Below are 18,229 nucleotides of genomic sequence, written 5' to 3'. Positions count from 1 at the left end.
CCGTGGCGCGGCTCGACCGGAGGGTCGGTGCCTCGACGGACAGAGCGGATCGTTCTCACGTGTCGTCGAGAGGGGCACTCATGCTCGCCATCGTGGCGACGGTGACGTTCATCGGGCTGGTCTTCTTGTTCGGCACGATGGCGCGTCGCCTCCTCGGTATTCGCTTCAGTCGGTTCCGCGCGGTGGCGGCCGGGCTGCTCGCGCTGACCATCGGCGGCCCACTGGTGAGCCTGATCGTGGGCTCCTCGCTCGAGCAGGGTGAGGGCGTGGCGTTGCTCCTGCTCGTCCTCGCGACCGCCTGCGCCGTGCTGGCCGCGATGATCTTCCTCGTGCTGGCCGAGGCGTTCGTGCCGAGCGGTTCGGTGCCCCGAGTGATGGAGTGGCTGCCCGCGCTGCGGCGACGTATCGCCAGGACCAGCCGTTACACCCGTCTGAGCACGATCGCCGTCCGACATGGACTGGGCCCGTATCTGCGCGGTCGCGGTGACGCCGCACCGTCCTCGGTGGGTGGCAGGCAGCGGCTGGCCCGCTCGCTGCGCGCCGCCCTCGACGAGGGCGGCGTGACCTTCGTCAAGCTGGGCCAGGTGCTGTCGACTCGGCAGGATCTCCTCCCGCCGGAGTTCGTCGAGGAGCTGGCAGGCCTGCAGGACCGGGCGAGCGCGGCGCCGTGGGAGCAGGTCGAGGAGGTTCTGGTCGCCGAGCTGGGCAGACCGGTCCAGGAGGTCTTCGCCGAGTTCGACCAGGAGCCGCTCGCGGCGGCGTCGATCGCGCAGGTGTACGTGGCTCGGCTGCGCACCGGCGAGGAGGTGATCGTCAAGGTCCAGCGACCGGGGATCAGGACCACGGTGGAGCGGGATCTCGACATCGTCACCCGGCTGGGCCGTTCGCTCCAGAACGGCACTCGCTGGGGTCGGTCGCTGGGGGTCGCGGAGCTGACCCAGGGTTTCGCCGAGGCGCTGCGCGAGGAGCTGGACTTCCGCATCGAGGCGGGCAACATGGCGGCGGTGGGCGCGGCCGCTCGGCTCCGAGCCGACACGAGCGTGCTGTACCCGGTCCCGCACGAGGAGCTGTCCGGCGAGCGGGTGCTGGTGATGGACCGGCTGCCCGGCCGGTCGCTGCGGCGATCGGGCTCGATGATCGACGAGGCGGGCTGGGACCGTGCCGAACTGGCTCGTTCGCTGCTGCACTGCGTGCTGCGGCAGATCATGTTCGACGGGGTTTTCCACGCCGACCCGCATCCGGGCAACGTCATGGTGACCGAGACAGGCCGAATCGGGCTGCTGGACTTCGGCTCGGTGGGCAGGCTCGACGGCCTCACCAAGGACTCGCTGGCCCAGCTGTTGCTCGGGTTGAACACGGGCAACGCCTCGATGGTGGCCGACGCGCTGCTGGCGGTGGTGGAACGTCCCGACGACGTGGACGAACAGCGGCTGGAGCGAGCACTCGGCCAGTTCATGGCCCGCCATCTCAGCGCGGGCATGACGCCGTCCGCCCAGATGTTCGTCGACCTCTTCGGCATCGTGTCGCGCCACGGCCTCGCGGTGCCGCCGCAGCTCGCCGCCGTGGCGCGGGCGCTGGGCACCCTCGAAGGCACCCTGCAGGTCCTGCTGCCCCGGTTCGACCTGGTCGCCGAGGCACGGACCTTCGGGGAGCAGGCGCTGGCCTCCCAGGGCACCGCAGGCTCGGTTCGGGAGACGGTCAAGGGCGAGCTGCTCGCCATGCTGCCCATGCTGCGCAGACTGCCCCGGCGCCTGGACCGGATCTCCGATTCGCTGGAGCAGGGCAGGCTGAGCATCAACGTGCGGCTGTTCGCCGACGAGCGGGATCGCCGCTTCGCCACCGGTCTGGTGCACCAGGTCCTGTTGACCCTGCTCGGCATCACCAGCGGCCTGATCGCGGTGATGCTGCTCGGACTGCAGGGCGGGCCGCAGGTGTTGGGGAGCGAACTGTCGCTGTATGCCGTGTTCGGCTACTGCCTGCTCGTCATCGCCTCGGTGCTCGTGCTCCGGGTGCTGGTGTCGATCTTCCGTACCGATCGAGGTCGGGACCCGGCGAGTCGACTCTGACCTCGGCCTGCATCCGTCCGGCGGACGACCTGCCGCGATCACGCCGCCGAGCCGAGGCGCCCACCGCGAGGACGCCTCGGATGTCAGCTCGGGTGTCAGTGGACAGCCGCCACGTCGGGCAGCACCGACGCGTAGTGCTCGACGGTGGGGAACGGGTCGTAGAAGTGGTGCAGCAGCTCGCGCCACCTCGGGTAGTCCGGCCCCTGCCGGAAGCCGACCGTGTGATCCTCCAAGGTGGCCCACCGGACGAGCAGCAGGTAGCGCCCCGGCTGCTCCAGACATCGGCTCAGATCGAGGCCGAGGAAGCCCGGCGACGCGGAGATGAGCGGTCGCGCCTGGGCGAAGGCGAGTTCGAACTCGGCCTCGCGGTCGGGGATCACGTCGAGGGTGGCGGCTTCGAGGATCATCACGTTGTCCTTGCTCGGTCGACATGGCGGGGAGACCGAGTCTCGCGCGAGGGGGCGACGGCGCCGCATCCCGCACGACGACCGCGACGACGAGCGACGCCGCACGGATCGGCATGCTCGATCTCCGCCGCCGCGAGCGGCCCTCGAAGCGGACTGCGCGGCTGCTCCGATACCGGCGCGTGCTCGTCGCCGGCCGGACTCCGTGCCGCCGCCAGACGTCGGCAGGCAGGTCGGCGCCCGTCGGCCACACCGTCCCGCCGAAGCCTGCCGCCCGCCGAGATCGCCTCGGGGGCAGGCAGACTCCCCGGACGCCGCTCGCGCGATCTCCGAAGACGAGTGACACGAGACAGACCGGCCGGCTACAGTGCGGGGCATGCGTCCGTTCCCCGAGCCGCCTCCTCTGCCCCTGTACGGGGAGGATCACGAACGCGGAGACCTCGCACCCTGAACCGGCGACGAGCAGGCCGTTCGTCGCGCCGCTCGTCTCGCAGACACTCACTCCACCCCCACCCGGTCAGGGAGCTTCGTCATGCCCGAGTCCACCCGCTCCGTCCACACCTTGATCGACGCGCTGCCCAAGGTCGAACTCCACGTCCACCTCGAGGGCTCGATCGCCCCGACCACCCTGCTGACGCTGGCGCGCAAACACGACCTGCCCGCCGTGCCCGCCACCCTGGACGCGTTGCGCGAGTGGTACGCGTTCCGCGACTTCCCGCACTTCATCGACGTGTACCTGACGTCGGTGCAGGCGCTGCGGGACGAGGAGGACTTCGCGCTGCTCACGTTGGAGACCGCGCGCAACCTCGCCCGCCAGAACGTCCGGCACGCCGAGGTCCATCTCAGCCTGCTCAACCATCTGGAGCGCGACGTGCCCGCCGAGGTCGTCTTCGCGGGGATCGAGGCGGGGCGCAGACAGGCCGAGCAGGAGCACGGGATCACGCTGACCTGGATTCCCGACTTCCCGGGTCACTACGGCGTCGAGGCGGGCGAGCAGACGCTCAAGGAGGTCCTCGACGTCGGTCCGGACTCCGTGATCGGTTTCGGCGTCGGCGGCATCGAGGTCGAGCGAGACCCGTTCGTCGACATCTTCGCCAAGGCGAGGGCAGCCGGGCTGCACAGCCTCCCGCACGCGGGCGAGACGCACGGCCCGGACCGCGTCTGGTCGGCCATCCGCACCCTGCACGCCGAGCGCATCGGACACGGCATCGGGAGTATGCAGGACCCGGAACTGGTCGCCTACCTGCGCGACACGCAGCTCCCGGTCGACGTCTCGCCGACCTCGAACGTCGCGACCCGCATGGTCGCGACCGCAGCGGAGCACCCGCTGCCGCAGATGCTCGCCGAGGGCGTCTTCGTCACGCTCAACTCCGACGACCCGCCGATGTTCGGCACCGACCTGACCAACGAGTACCGCACCGCGCACGAGATCGGTCTGGCCCCGGAACAGCTCGCGCTGCTGGCCCGCAACGGCGTCACCGCGTCCTTCCTGCCTGCGGAGCGCAAGGCCGCCCTGCACGCGGAGATCGGCGCGGTGGTCGCCCGCTGGCAGGCAGGCGAGATCTGATCTGAACGACGCAGGCCGTGACCAGGTCCGAGTACGACCTGGTCACGGCCGGTCCGCCCGGCATGACTTCGCTCGACGGTGCGGCGTCAGCCTTCCGCAAGCGGTGCGTGCCCACCGGAGGTGAGCGGAGCACCGCCCGCGCCCGGTCGGAGCGCGGGGCGCGTCGTCACAGCCGACAGAAGCGGATGTCCGAGGCGAGGATCGCCTTGGCACCGAGGACGGCGAGCTGATCCATCACCTCGTTGGCCTGCTTCCTGGGCACCATCACGCGTACCGCGTTCCAGTCCTGTTCGGCCAGCGTGGAGACCGTCGGCGACTCCAGGCCGGGAGCGACGTGGATCGCCTCCGGCAGCAGCGCCGCCGGGCAGTTGTAGTCGAGCATCAGATACTGCTGCGCGATCACCACACCCTGCAGCCGGGCGGCGAGCTGCGCCCTGGCCGGGTTGTCCTCGGCGTCCACGCCTTCCAGCAGTACCGCCTCGGAGACGCAGATCGGTGCGCCGAAGGCCACCAGGCCGTGTTGGCGCAGGGTGACACCCGACTCCACGACGTCGGCGACCGCGTCGGCGACGTCGAGCTGCACCGAGATCTCCACCGCGCCTTCCAGGCGGATGACCTCGGCCTCCACGCCGTGCCGAAGGAGGTCGCTGCGGACCAGCCGAGGATAGGAGGTGGCGATCCGCCTTCCCGCGAGGTCGGCGACCGTCCACTCTCGGCCTGCGGGCGCGGCGTAGCGGAAGGTGGAGCCGCCGAAGCCGAGACCCAGCCGTTCCCTGACCGGCGCCTCGGAGTCCAGGGCCAGGTCACGACCGGTGATTCCCATGTCCAGTCGGCCGGAGCCGACGTAGACGGCGATGTCCTTGGGTCGAAGGAAGAAGAACTCGACCTCGTTGACCGTGTCGAGCACGGTGAGGTCCTTGGGGCCGGGCCTGCGGCGGTAGCCCGCCTCGGCCAGCATCTCCGACGCCTTCTCGGCGAGGGAGCCCTTGTTGGGGATGGCGACACGCAACATGTGGTGACTCCTCCGGCTCACAGGTGGCGGTATACGTCGGCGGTGTCGATCCCACGACCGATCATCAACACCTGAAGGCGGTAGAGAAGCTGGGAGATCTCCTCGGCGAGTCGCTCGTCGGACTCATGCTCGGCCGCGATCCAGACCTCGCCCGCCTCTTCCAGCACCTTCTTGCCCTGCGCATGGACCCCGGCATCCAGGGCGGCGACGGTGCCGGAACCCGCAGGACGGGTGGCGGCGCGATCACGTAGTTCCGCGAACAGCTCGTCGAACGTCTTCACGAGGCCCGATCCTCGCATCCCGGCCCGGAAGCCGCCCCGCTCACCCCGGTGTCCGAGCCCTGCGGGCCGCGACTCGCCGTGCTGGGCAGGCTGCGGGCGCGGCCCGGCGACGAATCGAGGGCACCCGCCCCGAACCAGGCCCTGGAGCAGCACACTGATCGTCCGGCCCGAGACCAGGCGGCACGGGGCCGCCTCGACCACGAACGAAACGCGGCTCGGACACACCGTCGGTGTCCGAGCCGCGCCTACGGAGATCTTGCGCTCTGGTACCGGCCCGGCACGCCCGCCCCCGTCGGGTGACGCCTTTCGTCGGGCAGGCTCCGATCGAGACGGATCAGAAGCAGTACACCGTCACCTGCGCGTTGAACCCGTTGAGGAACGGGGTGACCTGAGTGCTGGTGACACTGCACTGCCAGCGCTCGAAGCCGCCGTGAATCCAGGCCCACTGGTAGGCCTGATTCTCGGCCTGGAACACGGCGAGGAACTCGATCGCGCCGGAGCCGTAGCCGGTGAACCACCCGGCGGCAGCGGTCGTCTCGGCAGCGGACACCGACGAGGCGCCGGGCGCCGCCGTGATGGCGGGAGCGGCCGAGGCGATCGCTGTGCCGCCGAGTGCCATGGCCCCCGCCAACGCGGTCGAGACGAGTGCGCGTCGCACACTGTTCATGGTGTTTCCCTCCTAGTGTTCCGGTGTGACGACCTCGACGGAAGCCCCGTCGAGGAGTCCTGATGCGCCCCGGCTCGTCGGGGCGGGCGGCCGGACGGCGATGCGGCGAGACCCGTCTCCCCCGAGGAGCCCGCCCCCCGAACCGGCCCGGCCGCCTCGGCGAAGCCCGCCGCCCCGAGGAGACCCGTCTCCCTGGCGAGGAAGGCGAGGGTCTCGGCGGCGACGGCGGCCGCACGGTGCCGCGAGTGCTCGACATGTCCGGCATCGGGCAGGGCGCGCAAGAGGACCGGCCTGCCTGCGGGGTCCGCGTGCTGCATCGCCGCACACGTCTTGCGGGCGTGCATCGGATGCACTCTGGTGTCCCCGTCGGCGACGACGAAGAGCGTCGCGGGATACCCGATGCCCGGGCGAACCCGGTGGTACGGCGAGTAGGCCAGCAGCGCCAGGAACTGGGACTCGTCACGGACGCTGCCGTACTCGCCGCGCCAGAGCGGGCCGAGGCCGAACTGCTCGGAACGGATCATGTCCAGCACCGCTCCCCGCGCGACCCCTGCGGCGAACAGGTCGGGGCGCTGGGTGATCGCCGTGCCGACGAGGAGACCGCCGTTGCTCGACCCCAGCAGGCCGAGCCGGTCCGGCGAGGTGTGTCCGTCCGCGATCAGCCACTCGGCGGCGGCGTGGAGGTCGTCGAAGGTGTTCTGCTTCCGCTCCGACCTCCCCGCCCGATGCCAGGCCGCACCCTCGTCACCGCCGCCGCGCACGCAGGCGATCGCCACGAGGCCGCCTTCGGCCACCCAGGCGAGCAGCTCCGGGTCGTAGGCGGGCACGGTGGGGATGCCGAAGCCGCCGTAGGCGGTGAGCAGGGTGGGCAGGGGGTGGCGGGGCCGCACCGCGAGGTCGGCGGTCCTGCCGAGCAGGAACAGGCGGACCGGGGTGCCGTCGGCCGAGCGATACCGGACCTGTCGGACGGCCGTCGCGGGACTCGGTCGGCTCGCCTGCCGGGTGGTCGGCCGACAGAAGCCGGTGACGAGGTCGCAGCGCAGCCGGGTCGGCGGCGTGACGAAGTCCGTGTAGACGAACCGGACCTCCCGATGCCCGGTCTCGACGATCTGCCCGACCCGACCTGGCCCCGGCAGCGTGATCGTCCTGAGCCGCCGCCCGGTCGCCCGGTCATGCAGGGCTGCCTCGTGGGCGCCGCCCAGCAGCCGGAGGACGAGCAGCACGGGTGTGCCCTCGAGGAGGGTCACCGAGGCCAGCGTCGCGTCGGGCAGCGCGGGCACCACCTCCCGCCAGTGCTCGGGATGCGGGTCCGCAGGCTCGACACGACACAACCGCCGGTTCGGCGCGCGGTGTGTGGTCAGCAGATACAGCAGGCCGTCCGGTCCGATCTCGGCGTGGGTGCGCGCGTCGATCCCCTCGGTGACGCAGCGGATCAGGGGGCGGACGGGGTCGGCGAACGCGGTGGGATCGGCGAGGTCGGCCAGCCAGACTCGGTTGCCGCCGCCTGCGGCAGACCCGCAGTGCAGCAGGAGCCACCGGCCCCGGTCGATCCGCAGTGAGATCGCGGCGGCTCCCTCGGTCGCCACGGTGATCGCGGCCAGGAGACCTGCGGGCACCACGTCCGGTTCGGCCGTGATCGGCGTCTCGACACCCGGCCGGGTCGCGCCGGAGTTCTCGGGGACGCGGACCGCGTCCAAGCCGCCTGCCTGCGACGTCGGTTCGCGGGCGGCGAGTCCCGCGCCGCGCGCGGGCCTCGCCGCGCGTCGGCTGTCGAGTCGGTGCAGTGCGACGACGGGGCGGGTACCCGCCGACGCGACGGACGCAGGCTCCTGCGACACGTAGAAGAAGGCGGAGCAGTCGGGCAGCCAGGCGATGGAGGAGTACCGCGTCGGTCCGACCGGGCCGTCGAGGATCGTGCCGGTGTCGGCGTCGATCACCAGGATCGCCCCGTACTCGACGCCTCGCCGGGAGAGCTGACACGCCACCACGCGGCCGTCGGGGGACGGCGCGAAGCGGTCCAGCACCGGGTGGCCGACGGGATCGATCTCCCTCGGGTCGCAGACGGTCACGACCGACCCGTCGGCACGGCGCATTCTCAGCCCGCCGTCCGCGCCGTCGCCCGACGGGGGCAGGAACTCGCGGTCGCCGAACCGCATCGACGTGGGCTCCGGTCGCACGTCCGACTCCTCGAGCCGATCGGCGAACCGCCTGCGCACCCGGCAGTCACGGAAGTAGGCGTCGACGAGCCGCCCCTGCGCGGCAGTCCACTCCGCGGTGTCCCCGGTCTCGTGCTCCAGGCTCCGATACGGATCGGGCACGACGCGCCCGTGCAGCACGTCGACCTCCGTGCCTCGGGGGGCGGGCGGGTAGGCGTTCATCGGGCGACCTCGGGGCGGTTGTCCGCCGCCGTGGTGGTCGGGCTCTCGGCGACGGCCCGTCGATCGGGATCGCCGTCCCAGGCTGTCGACCGAGTCGTCTCGGCAGCCGGCGAGGCGGAGGCGGAGCGGGGAACGACTGCATCGGGTCCGGTGCCGGTCCGGCGGGCAGCCGTGGTCCGAGGTGCCGCCGCCTGCGGCTGAACAGTCCGGTCCGGCTCGGTGCGGGGCGTCGCAGTCTGAGACGTCTCAGACTGGGAGGTCTCCGACTGGGAGGTGTCCGACTGGGAGGTCTCAGGCCGGGGCGTCGCAGTCCGGGGCGCCGCCGTCTGGGGCCCGGCGCCGTGCCGAGCGGCGGGCAGCAGGATCAGGGCGAGCAGACCGATGACGACGGCAGCCCACAACGTCGGACGGATTCCGATGATCTCGGAGAGGAGACCTGCGGCCACCGAGCCGAGGATGAAGGCGAGGGTGCCGACGAGTTGAAAGCTCGCCGAGAACCGGCCCAGCACCTCCTCCCCCAGCTCCCGACCCGCGAAGCCGACCATGCCCACGTTGGCCACGGCCCCGCAGAAGATCGGCAGGCCCAGCCCGAAGGCCGCCACCGCCATCGCCAGCGGCAGCGGTCCCGAGGCGAGCGGCAGCAGGGCGGTGGTGGCGGCGACTCCCGCGAAGCCGACGGTGGCCAGCCGCTGCGGGACGACCCGGTCGGCGAGCCGGGCCGCGACGAGGCTGCCCGCCAGTCCGCACAGGCCGCTGACCACGAACAGGGCGCCGTACCAGAGAGCGGGAACCTCCAGGACCGTGAGCACGAAGAGCGCCGTCAGCGCTGCGACCATTCCCCGCATCACCTGGCTGACCGCGAGGAACGGTGCGAGCCTGCGCAGGTACGGGCTGTCGCCGATCGCTCGGAAGCCTGCCAGCAGGTCGGCCGGGCGCACTCGCCTGCCCGTGGGGGACGTCGGCCGTTCCGGGGCGGCGATCCGCACCAGGCACAGTGCACTGATCAGGCGGGTGCCGATGTTGACGAGCAGGGCGCCGACCGGACCGGTGATCGCGATGAGCGGACCGGCGAGTCCTCGGCCGGTCAGGTCGCCGACGAACTCCCCGCTCTGCAGGTGTGCGCGTGCCCTGGTCTGGCCGTCGCGGTCCACGATGCTGCCGAGGTGGGCGAAGTAGACGGCCTCGGTGAGGGCGCCCAGGCAGCCGAGGACGAAGGCGAACGCGGCGAGCAGCCCGACGTCGACCCAGTTCCCGGCGACGCCGAGCGCGACGACGCCGACGGCGGCTGCGGCGACGAGTTCCGCGCCGATCAGCCACGGTCGCTTCCGGGGCAGCCGATCGGCGAGCGTGGCCAGTGGCAGGCCGAACAACAGGACGCTGAGACTGCTCGCGGCGGTGAGCAGCCCCATCTGGACGCCGGTCGCCCCGACCGTCTGCACGGCGATCAGGGGAATGGCCACAGCAGTGAAGGCGGAGCCGACGCTCGTGCTGCTCTGACCGATCCAGTACAGCCGCAGGTCGCGTCGCATCTCGGTCCTCTCTGCCGCTGTGTCGCGGCGGACCCCGCGGGGCTCGGTGGTGGGGCCGAGTCCCGCGGGGTCGGTGGTTCACCGCAGGAACATCACTGGATGTTGTCGTTGCTGCAGACCACGCTGACGGAGCTGCAGGGAACCAACTCGCTGTCGCTGTCGTCGACGAGCTGCTGAAGCGCGAGGATCTCGGTCATGTCATGTCACCTCCTCTCCGTTCGTCGAGGGTGAAGAACTGGTCGGCGGGGCCGTGCACGACGCGGTGCAGGGCCAGCAGCACACCTGCCGAGCCGCTGTGCAGGTCGGCCGTGAATCGGGTGACGGAGCCGCCGAGGACCCGGAGTCCGTCGCGGTGCCGCACGACGTACTTGACGAGGCCGGTGGCCAGTCGGAGCGCGGTGTCCCGTGCTGCCTCGCGCCCCGCGCCTGCTCGGTCGGCGTGCTCGGACCAGGCGTAGGCGCCGCCCGCCAGGCCCTGGTAGAGGCCGGGGTCGATCGCACAGCTCACCGCGCAGTCGGCGGCGATGCCGGGCAGCATGGTCCGGCAGCGTTCGTCGTCGGCGGCATATCGGCCCAGCACGAGGGCGACGCCTGCCGAACCGGCCCCGAGGTAGGGCAGCTGTCTGCGCATCTCGGCACGCTCCTCGAAGGACAGATCACCGTTCGGGGTCTGCACGACCCCGTCGAGCTCGGCGTGGATCAGGTCGAGGCCCGCGCGCCGGAACCGGTCCTCACCGGTCTCCACGGCCAGTTGATGCAAGAACAGGGCCACCCCGCTGCGGCCGCGCAGCAGTCCGGGCAGGATTCGTCCCAACAGCCCGACCGGGTCGTCGAGTTCGCAGAGCCACTCGCCCAGGTCCGCGGCGGCCAGCAGCTGCTTCTCGTCGCCGGTCCGACGATGCAGGGCGAGCTGGGCGAGGCCGACGCCTGCGGCACCGCCCTCCAGGTTGATCGACTCGCGGGTCAGTACATGCCGTTGCGCGTGGTCGATCAGTTCGCGTGCCTCGTCCAGTTCGCCGAGTTCGGCGAGCACCCAGGACAGGCCTGCCGTCCCGACGTGCAGGCCGGGGGCGAGCTCGTCCCGCACCGCGAGGGCGTCCCGACGGAACCGGACGCGGATCTCCTCGGGCACGGTCGTGCCCGCGTGGTGCAGCGCGTGCAGGACCCCCGCCGTGCCGTAGGCGACGCACACCGTGTTGGTGCGGTATCCGCCGGGAGACGGCGGGAAGAGCCAGTCGTCTCGTTCGGGGCGCGCCATCGCGAGTATTCCGGCGGCGAGGTCCTCGGAGAGTGCCAGCAGCGACTCGATCGGCCGCTCGTCGAGGTCCGCCGGTCCTGGCAGGGGGCGGTGCGCACGAGCGGCGGCCACCAGCGCGGGAATCCCCTCCCCTGCCGCGCCGGAAGCGGTCGCCGCCGCGGCGGAGACGGTGCGGGTGGTGGTGTCGTAGTACCGCAGCGCGGCACCCCACAGCTCGTCGGCGGGGGACGCCGCGACGTCGTCGAGGCCGAGATCGCGGGTGAGCAGTTCGACGCGGCCCGCGCCGTCGATCTCCATGAGCCGTTGGAGCGGGAACAACAGGAGCAGGGCCAGGGCGGCGAACCCGTAGGAGTCCGAGTCCACCCCCTCGGCGACCAGGGTCCTCGGCGGTGAGAAGCCCTCGGTGCCGAGCTGAATCTCCGGGTCGGTGAGCAGCGCCGTGGCCTCGAAGTCCACCAGCCGCACGGCGTCATCCGAGTCGATCAGCACGTTGCCGGGGCTGAGGTCGCCGAACCGCCTGCCCACGGCGCGCAGCCGGTCCATGATGCTGCGCAGCTCGGTGAGGACGCCGTGAGCCCGCCTGACATAGGCGAGCCGATCCTCTGGCGTGGTCGCGGGCCTGATCAGCCGGTTGTAGGTGCCGCTCCAGGTCACCATCGGGGTGCCGGGCACGTGCTCGGTGACCATGAACTCGTGCTCCCACGCACGGAAGTAGTCGATCGGCTCCGGGGCGAGGCCCGGATCGGCAGCGTGCAGCTCGACGAGAGTGCGGTGTTCCCGGCGAAGGCGGGTCTGTGCTTCGATCCCGTCCCAGGTCAGCCCGTTGTGTGCGCGGGCCTCCTTGACGAACACCGTGCGGCCGCTCCGCTCGTCCACCGCCTGGTAGCTGCCGCCCGCGTTGCTGTGCCGGATCGCCTTCTCGACGCGGTACCGACCGGCGAGGACCACGGAGCCCTGATGATCGGGTCCGGACTCCGTCACGAAGGGGTCGGTCACTCCCGGGGGCAGGGTGAAGTAGGGCTGCCGCTCGTCGGCGATCGCCTGTCCCGTGCCGTCGAGAAGCAGCGACTGACGGGTGCCGTCGGAGAGCAGCCTGGCGCGCGGCGAGAATCCGCCGTATCGGTAATGAACCGAGGTCGAGTCGCGATAGCGCCGGTCGGTGAGGATGTGCGGCGCCTCGGCTTCTCGCCGTCGTTCGACGAGTCGATCCATCAGGTGCCGTGCGGTCTCGACGTCGGGGGGATAGAGCGCGCAGAACTTCCCCGCCTGTGGACGAGGTCCGTGCTTGTGATGTAACGCGAGGAAGAACTGTTCCGCGGCGAGGTGCTTGAATCGAACGCGTTCTTCGAAACAGATCTCGGCGACCACGTCCAGCGTGGTCTGGGCGTCCGGCAGCGCACTGGAGACGTGGATCTTCCAGCCCTGTTCCACCGAGCGCACGTCGGGCGCCGACCAGGCGAGCCAGCAGTCCAGCGGCGTCGCCGTCCAGTCCGGCGGCACCGTGGCGGGCCGGTATCGGGTTCCGGGGTCGGCGAGCTGGTCCAGCGGGAGGTAATACTCGCTGCTGGCGAACATCAGCCAGAACTCGCGCATCGTGGCTCCCCCCGGATCGGCGTTCCTCGGATCTCGGCCTCTTCTCGACCGGACGATGCTGATCCTGCGGGAGTCGGGAAGGCCTTCCCAGCCCCCTTTTCGGAGGTGTTGACGCGATGCGGGCGGGACCGCTAGGCGAATTATCGCGAATCAGCCCGATCACTCGTGGAATTCGTGCAGGACCGCCTATGCTCCAGGGAATCGAAGCGCGCGATTCCGCGAACAGGGGGGTTCGATGGGGAGCGAACGGCGATCCGGGTCTGCACCGCTGCCGTCACACGGCGAGAACGACGAGGGCCCGTGTCCCGACGACATCGACGCCGCATGATCACGGTCTCGTTCGTCGACGACGACCAGATGCTGTTGGACGGGCTGGCCGCCTGGTTGTCGTCCGTGCCCGACCTGCGGCTGCTCGGCACGATGCGCACGGTGGACGAACTCCTGGCCGCACCGGGAGCCCGCCCGCAGGTGGTGGTGCTGGACCTGCTGCTCGCCGACCGCTCCGATCCCGTCGAGAACGTCCGCCGTCTGGTCACGGCCGACGTCCAGGTCCTGGTGGCCAGCGTGGTGCCGCACGTCGAGCACGGGGTGGACGTCGTCCGGGCGGGGGCGCTGGGCTACCTCACCAAGGATCACGCGCTCGACGTGCTGGCCGACGCGATCCGACAGGTCGCGGCCGGGGAGACCGTCTACTCCACCGAACTCGCCTACTCATGGTCTCGAGACACCAGGCCGGAACGACCCCGCCTGGCCGCGCAGGAGCGGGCCGTGCTCGTCGCCTACGCCTCCGGGATGACGTTGACGGCGGCGGCACGACGCGCCGGGGTGCAGCCTGCGACCGCGAAGAAGTACCTCGCGAAGGTGAAGGAGAAGTACCGCGAACTGGGCCGCGCCACCTACACCAAGCTGGACCTGGCCAACCGGGTCCGTGAGGACGGCCTCGCCCGCTATCCGCTGAGCTGAGACGGACCGGCCGCCGTCGCCGGGTCTGCTCCGCCGCCGGTGCGCGGCGACGGAGCCCCGGTCCTCACTGGCGCGACCGGGCTCCGGCGACTCCCGTCGTCGCCAGGGCGGGCCGGATCTCCTGCCGCCACGAGAGTTCCAGACAGGTTCCCTCGCCGAACATCGAGAACAACTCCACGCGGCCGCCGACCTCCTGCATGCGATCGATCACCGAGCGGCCGAGCCCGAGGCCCCTCGGCGTGGTGTCCGGATCGAAGCCGACGCCCCGGTCGACGACTCGCAGGGTGAGTTCGGCGTCCTCCCAGTCGACGGTCACCCACGCCTCGGGTGAGCGGGCATGCCGGGCGACGTTGTTGAGCCCCTCCCGGCAGGCGTCGGCGACGGCCTCGACGACATGTCGGGGAAGATGACCGGGCAGGGTGCCCGGCAGGTAGTGCACGCGCAGCCCGAGCCCCTCCGCGTCGGCGATGACCTCGGCGAGTTTGTCGCCGAGGCCGGTGAAGCCGCCCGCGGAGTCCTCGACGATCAGCCGCCGGATGTAGTCGGCATCCTTGGCGCACCGCCGCCGCACCTGATCCGTGCGATGGTCGAGCCCGCCGCGTGCGATGGCGGTCAGGGTCGCCAGCGCCGTGTCGTGCAGGGCGCGGTAGTGGGCGATGCGCTCGTGGAAGCGCGCCTGATCGGCGGCCTTGGCGACCTCGGTCGCGAGCCTGCGCTGCGAGGCCTCGTCGAGGATGCGCGACTGCGCTGAGAGGTAACGGCGCATGTAGTGCAGCAGCAGTCCGAACCAGAGGCAGGAGTTGAGGTGGCCGATCATGTTCGGCGTGACCGCGAAGGAGGCACCCCCGCCGCTCAACGCCCAGACGTAGGCGATCATCGGGGCGAGCGACACGAGGATCGCCGCTCTCGGGGCCAGCGTCGCCCCGATGAGCGCCGCCGTGCCCAGCACGTACTTCGACGACCAGTTGACCGAGGTGAACTCCGTGCCCGGCAGACAGTTGCGGGTGACCGCCGCCAGCAGCACGCAGCCGATCAGGACGTCGACGGCGACCATGCCGTGGGTGAACCAGCCGCGCCGCCCGATCCCAGCGGCCATGAGGACGTTCCAGCCGAAGGCGCAGGCGAGCAGCAGTCCGTTGAGGACGACGGCGTGATAGCTCGCGGCCTGCGACGCGGCCAGGGCGGGCAGCAGATAGCTGGCCCGCTGACCGAACAGGAGCACGGCGATGAAGCGGCGGGCCCGCTCCTCCCCCGGTTTGGAGAGCATGTAGCGAGGGTCGAGCCAGCCGAGAGTGCCGCCGGGCGCCAGGCCTCGTAACCGTCGGAGTCTCGCCGCATGCCCCCACCAGGACGTGAACCGGCTCATCCCGCACCATCTCCCCGGACCGCCGCCGGTCGGCCAGCCCCCACCGGCGAGTCGAACGGTAACCGGGCCGTGACCGGCCGTGCCGATCTGTCGACGCACCGACGTCTATTCGTGATGCGGTCGCGTCCGGGACGTCCGCCGAGCACACACGGTGATCACGGCCGGTACGGGGCAGGCCTCGACGGACCTGGCGGCGAGGGGGTCGAGGATCACGGGAGGGGATCTACGGCGGGACATTCCACCTGCTGAAACGTCCCCATGCGCGGTGTTCGACAGGGTGGACCGGCCTCGGCACCACAGACCCGACGACCGGGCCGCGCCCACTCCTCGACCGAGTCCGACACGCTCCGTGTCCGGGCTCCGGTGCCCGTCAGCCCGCGGTGTCGTTCGGCCGGACCGTATCGCGCCGGACGGCGCCGTCGTCGGCTCGGCGGTCGAGCGAGTCGTGCGGCGTCTGCCAGATCCGGGTCGGCGATGGCCCGACGGCGGCGGGCACGGCGGGCCAGCCGGGATCTCCGTCGGTCGCGAAACCGACCCAGGACGCCGTCATCCGACGCGACAGTGCCCGGTCTGCCTCGCCCGGCGGACCGCCGATCAGGAAGTGCGCCCCCGGCACGTCGAGATTGCCGAAGGCGAACGGGAGGTCGGCGTTGTGCCAGGCCGGAACCGGGCCGCCGGGACCGAGGCGGCGGGCGAAGCGAGCCGACCAGGCTCGACCGCCTGCCCCGACGTGCTCCTCGATCAGCCGGGCGGCGGGCCTGCCGACGACGAACTCACCGAACACGTCGAGATAGGACTCGACGATCGAGGCCGCAGGCCGACGCCGACGCAGGCCGAGGACGATCTCCTCGGGAATGCCCATCGCCGCGACGAAGTCGGCGAAGCCCGCCTCGTCGACCACCGACGGCACGCCGTCAACCGCGTGCAGCAGCCAGTGCTCGTCCGCCGTGCGGCAGACCAGCAGGTCGACGTCGGAAGCGAGGCCCGTGCGCAGCTGCTCCTCCGGGGACGCGGCGAGCAGCGCATCGGCCCCGCCGTCGGCGGGCACCGGGCCGTAGAGGACCGAATCGTAGTACCGGCGGCCCTCGGCCGGGTCCGCACGGCAGGCGGCCGACACCGCGTCGGAGGCGGCGACGAGCGTCTGCGGCGATGCCTCGGACAGGCGAGTCACCGAGGGCAGCCCGGCCACGGCGGCGATCCGCTCGGCGACGTCGTCGGCAGCGTCACGAGTGAAACGCACCCCGACGGGACTGTGGGCGATCACTCGGCGGAACAGCCCGCGTACCTCGGGCAGCCCCAGCAGGCAGGCCGCCGAGGTCGCGCCCGCCGACTGGCCCGCGAGGGTGACCTGATCGGGATCGCCGCCGAACGCCGCGATCTCGTCTCGAACCCAGTGCAGTGCGGCGAGCTGGTCGAGCAGCCCTCGATCGTCCGGGAATCCCGCGAGCCGCCCGAAGCCCTCGAAGCCCAGCCGGTAATTGCACGTGACCACCACGAGTCCGGCCGAGGCCAACGTCGTCCCGTCGAAGTCGGGCTGGGCCGCCGACCCGAAGGTGAACGCCCCGCCGTGCAGCCAGCACAGGACCGGCGACGGCGGGCGGTCGGCGGCGGGCCGGCGCGTCCAGACGTTCACCGTGAGGACGTCCTCGTCGCCCGGCGACCAGGTCGGCATGCCGGGCAGCCGCGCGGACTGCGGCGCGACGGGCCCGAAGGACCGAGCGTCGCGGACTCCGGCCCACCCGGCGGCGGGGCGGGGCGCCCGGAAGCGGTCCGCACCGAAGGGCGGGGCCGCGTAGGGGATGCCGAGGAAGGCGAGCACCTCCGGCGAGCGGGCGATGCCGCGCACCCGACCGGCGGAGGTGGCGACGAGGTCGTCCATTCCGATCCCCCCGTCTTCGCCACCGCCGGTCGACGGACGACGATTGGGCACTGTAACCGGGCGCACGCGTCGAAGGCAGCTCGATTTCCGTGCCCGCCGGGCCGATGGGCGCCCGCGTCGGCGCAGCCCGTCCGAGCCGACGACCGACGGCGGGCCGAGGACCGTCGGCCGGTCGGCCTCAGGCCCGGCAGAGCACCTCGCCGTGCAGGACGGCGAACCAGGCGCCGTCGTCCTCGGCCCACTCCCGCCAACCCGCCGCGATCCGCTGCAGCTCCGCCTCCGTCGCGTGCCCCTCGTGGCGCGCGCGGGCGGCCACGGTGGACTCGGTCATGCGCTCGGCCCACAGGCCGCTCCACCAGGCCCGGTCGTCCGGATCGGCATAGCACCAGGTGGAGGCGGTGGCGGTGACGTCGGTGAACCCGGCCTGGCGAGCCCAGGAGGACAGTCGACGGCCCGCGTCCGGCTCGCCGCCCGCGGCACGGGCGACGCGGCGATAGACCGAGCGCCACTCCCGCATCGCAAGCGGCTCAGGGAACCAGGTCATCGCGGCGTAGTCGGCGTCGCGGACGGCGACCAGTCCACCGGGGCGGCACACCCGACGCATCTCCCGCAGCGCGCCGACCGGATCGGCGAGATGCTGCAACACCTGGTGTGCATGGACTACGTCCACGGCGTCGTCCGGCAGATCGAGCGCGTAGACGTCGTCGGCACGCACCTCGAGGTCGGTCAGACCGCGATCCTCGGCCAATGCTCGGGTGGCCGCGATCGCGACGGGTGCCACGTCGACTGCGACGACCCGGCCGGGAGCCACCCGCTCGGCCAGCTCGACGGTGATCGTGCCGGGACCGCATCCGACGTCGAGCAGATCGAGGCCGGGCCGCAGCCGATCCAGCAGATAGCCGGCGGAGTTGGCCGCCGTCCGCCATCGATGGGACCGCAGCACCGAGTCGTGGTGTCCGTGCACATACTGATCAGCCTCTGCGGTCATGGGCCCTCCCCGTCGTTCGTCCCGCGCCCCGACCGTACCGGGCGCCTCCCATCATTCGAGAGCGGGCTCTCATGATTCGAGAAAATAGCACCATGCCGGGACCAGCCGACCAGAGCAGACCCGACGCCGCCCGCAACCGAGGAGACGTCATTTAACGCGGCCGAAATCGGACCTCGGGAATAAGCCGGTCCGCATACTGGGAGTGACGATCGGCGAATCGCGTCACAATCGGTGATCCTGGTGTTCCCGCGCCACCTGCGCGAACTTCGACGACCGGC

Annotated in this window: 14 protein-coding genes; 3 read left to right on the top strand and 11 right to left on the bottom strand. The window is 71.6% G+C overall.

From position 1 onward, the window contains the following. Positions 1 to 59: 59 nt before the first annotated feature. On the top strand, positions 60 to 2,066 hold the full coding sequence (locus tag UA75_RS12950) for an ABC1 kinase family protein (protein WP_232251194.1): 2,007 nt from the start codon (positions 60 to 62) through the stop codon (positions 2,064 to 2,066). Positions 2,067 to 2,161: 95 nt separating this feature from the next. Here UA75_RS12950 and UA75_RS12945 read toward each other — a convergent pair whose 3' ends face one another. After that, positions 2,162 to 2,473 carry an antibiotic biosynthesis monooxygenase family protein gene (locus tag UA75_RS12945; RefSeq protein ID WP_075740456.1) on the bottom strand — a complete coding sequence of 104 codons (312 nt, stop codon included), beginning with the start codon at positions 2,471 to 2,473 and terminating at the stop codon, positions 2,162 to 2,164. 529 nt (positions 2,474 to 3,002) lie between these two features. Here UA75_RS12945 and add point away from each other — a divergent pair. Beyond that, positions 3,003 to 4,037, top strand: coding sequence for an adenosine deaminase (gene add / locus UA75_RS12940; protein ID WP_075740455.1), 1,035 nt, complete (start codon positions 3,003 to 3,005; stop codon positions 4,035 to 4,037). A 166-nt stretch (positions 4,038 to 4,203) separates the two neighbouring features. Here add and hisG read toward each other — a convergent pair whose 3' ends face one another. The 7 genes from hisG to lanKC form a co-directional block, all read right to left on the bottom strand. After that, positions 4,204 to 5,049, bottom strand: coding sequence for an ATP phosphoribosyltransferase (gene hisG, locus UA75_RS12935; protein ID WP_075740454.1), 846 nt, complete (start codon positions 5,047 to 5,049; stop codon positions 4,204 to 4,206). Between the two features lie 17 nt (positions 5,050 to 5,066). After that, positions 5,067 to 5,330 (bottom strand): phosphoribosyl-ATP diphosphatase, encoded by a 264-nt coding sequence (locus tag UA75_RS12930; RefSeq protein WP_075743751.1) that lies wholly within the window; start codon positions 5,328 to 5,330, stop codon positions 5,067 to 5,069. A 334-nt stretch (positions 5,331 to 5,664) separates the two neighbouring features. Then, positions 5,665 to 5,997, bottom strand: coding sequence for a hypothetical protein (locus UA75_RS12925; RefSeq protein ID WP_075740453.1), 333 nt, complete (start codon positions 5,995 to 5,997; stop codon positions 5,665 to 5,667). Continuing rightward, positions 5,994 to 8,375, bottom strand: coding sequence for a prolyl oligopeptidase family serine peptidase (locus UA75_RS12920; RefSeq protein WP_075740452.1), 2,382 nt, complete (start codon positions 8,373 to 8,375; stop codon positions 5,994 to 5,996). Before UA75_RS12920 ends, UA75_RS12925 begins: the two co-directional genes overlap by 4 nt. Next, positions 8,372 to 9,904 (bottom strand): MFS transporter, encoded by a 1,533-nt coding sequence (locus UA75_RS12915; protein ID WP_075740451.1) that lies wholly within the window; start codon positions 9,902 to 9,904, stop codon positions 8,372 to 8,374. The genes UA75_RS12920 and UA75_RS12915 overlap by 4 nt, the downstream gene beginning before the upstream one ends. A gap of 92 nt (positions 9,905 to 9,996) precedes the next feature. Continuing rightward, the gene (locus tag UA75_RS33820) at positions 9,997 to 10,101 is read right to left on the bottom strand and encodes a class III lanthipeptide (RefSeq protein ID WP_198043007.1); all 105 of its coding nucleotides are present in this window, start codon (positions 10,099 to 10,101) and stop codon (positions 9,997 to 9,999) included. Then, positions 10,098 to 12,755 carry a class III lanthionine synthetase LanKC gene (gene lanKC, locus UA75_RS12910; protein WP_075740450.1) on the bottom strand — a complete coding sequence of 886 codons (2,658 nt, stop codon included), beginning with the start codon at positions 12,753 to 12,755 and terminating at the stop codon, positions 10,098 to 10,100. The genes UA75_RS33820 and lanKC overlap by 4 nt, the downstream gene beginning before the upstream one ends. 324 nt (positions 12,756 to 13,079) lie before the next feature. On the opposite strand from lanKC, the gene UA75_RS12905 reads away from it, so the two are divergent. Beyond that, positions 13,080 to 13,718, top strand: a complete 639-nt coding sequence (locus UA75_RS12905; RefSeq protein WP_075740449.1) for a response regulator transcription factor — start codon at positions 13,080 to 13,082, stop codon at positions 13,716 to 13,718. A gap of 64 nt (positions 13,719 to 13,782) precedes the next feature. On the opposite strand, the gene UA75_RS12900 is transcribed toward UA75_RS12905, so the two are convergent. From UA75_RS12900 to UA75_RS12890, 3 genes are all read right to left on the bottom strand, one after another. Further along, positions 13,783 to 15,084 carry a sensor histidine kinase gene (locus UA75_RS12900; protein WP_075740448.1) on the bottom strand — a complete coding sequence of 434 codons (1,302 nt, stop codon included), beginning with the start codon at positions 15,082 to 15,084 and terminating at the stop codon, positions 13,783 to 13,785. A 370-nt stretch (positions 15,085 to 15,454) separates the two neighbouring features. Continuing rightward, positions 15,455 to 16,963, bottom strand: coding sequence for a carboxylesterase/lipase family protein (locus UA75_RS12895; protein ID WP_075740447.1), 1,509 nt, complete (start codon positions 16,961 to 16,963; stop codon positions 15,455 to 15,457). A 178-nt stretch (positions 16,964 to 17,141) separates the two neighbouring features. After that, the gene (locus UA75_RS12890; RefSeq protein ID WP_075740446.1) at positions 17,142 to 17,951 is read right to left on the bottom strand and encodes a methyltransferase domain-containing protein; all 810 of its coding nucleotides are present in this window, start codon (positions 17,949 to 17,951) and stop codon (positions 17,142 to 17,144) included. Positions 17,952 to 18,229 lie beyond the last annotated feature (278 nt).

The sequence above is a fragment of the Actinoalloteichus sp. GBA129-24 genome, assembly GCF_001941645.1.
In the GTDB taxonomy this organism is placed as follows: Bacteria; Actinomycetota; Actinomycetes; order Mycobacteriales; family Pseudonocardiaceae; genus Actinoalloteichus_A; species Actinoalloteichus_A fjordicus.
The sequence above is the reverse complement of the archived record's forward strand: the minus strand, read 5'-3'. Positions and strand labels throughout refer to the sequence as shown.

Bases quoted from the DNA above. Each gene is read 5' to 3' on its own strand.
- UA75_RS12945 (WP_075740456.1), bottom strand. From the start codon at position 2,473: ATGATCCTCGAAGCCGCCACCCTCGACGTGATCCCCGACCGCGAGGCC.
- add (WP_075740455.1), top strand. From the start codon at position 3,003: ATGCCCGAGTCCACCCGCTCCGTCCACACCTTGATCGACGCGCTGCCC.
- hisG (WP_075740454.1), bottom strand. From the start codon at position 5,049: ATGTTGCGTGTCGCCATCCCCAACAAGGGCTCCCTCGCCGAGAAGGCG.
- UA75_RS12925 (WP_075740453.1), bottom strand. From the start codon at position 5,997: ATGAACAGTGTGCGACGCGCACTCGTCTCGACCGCGTTGGCGGGGGCC.
- UA75_RS12920 (WP_075740452.1), bottom strand. From the start codon at position 8,375: ATGAACGCCTACCCGCCCGCCCCCCGAGGCACGGAGGTCGACGTGCTG.
- UA75_RS12915 (WP_075740451.1), bottom strand. From the start codon at position 9,904: ATGCGACGCGACCTGCGGCTGTACTGGATCGGTCAGAGCAGCACGAGC.
- UA75_RS33820 (WP_198043007.1), bottom strand. From the start codon at position 10,101: ATGACCGAGATCCTCGCGCTTCAGCAGCTCGTCGACGACAGCGACAGC.
- lanKC (WP_075740450.1), bottom strand. From the start codon at position 12,755: ATGCGCGAGTTCTGGCTGATGTTCGCCAGCAGCGAGTATTACCTCCCG.
- UA75_RS12905 (WP_075740449.1), top strand. From the start codon at position 13,080: ATGATCACGGTCTCGTTCGTCGACGACGACCAGATGCTGTTGGACGGG.
- UA75_RS12900 (WP_075740448.1), bottom strand. From the start codon at position 15,084: ATGAGCCGGTTCACGTCCTGGTGGGGGCATGCGGCGAGACTCCGACGG.
- UA75_RS12895 (WP_075740447.1), bottom strand. From the start codon at position 16,963: ATGGACGACCTCGTCGCCACCTCCGCCGGTCGGGTGCGCGGCATCGCC.
- UA75_RS12890 (WP_075740446.1), bottom strand. From the start codon at position 17,951: ATGACCGCAGAGGCTGATCAGTATGTGCACGGACACCACGACTCGGTG.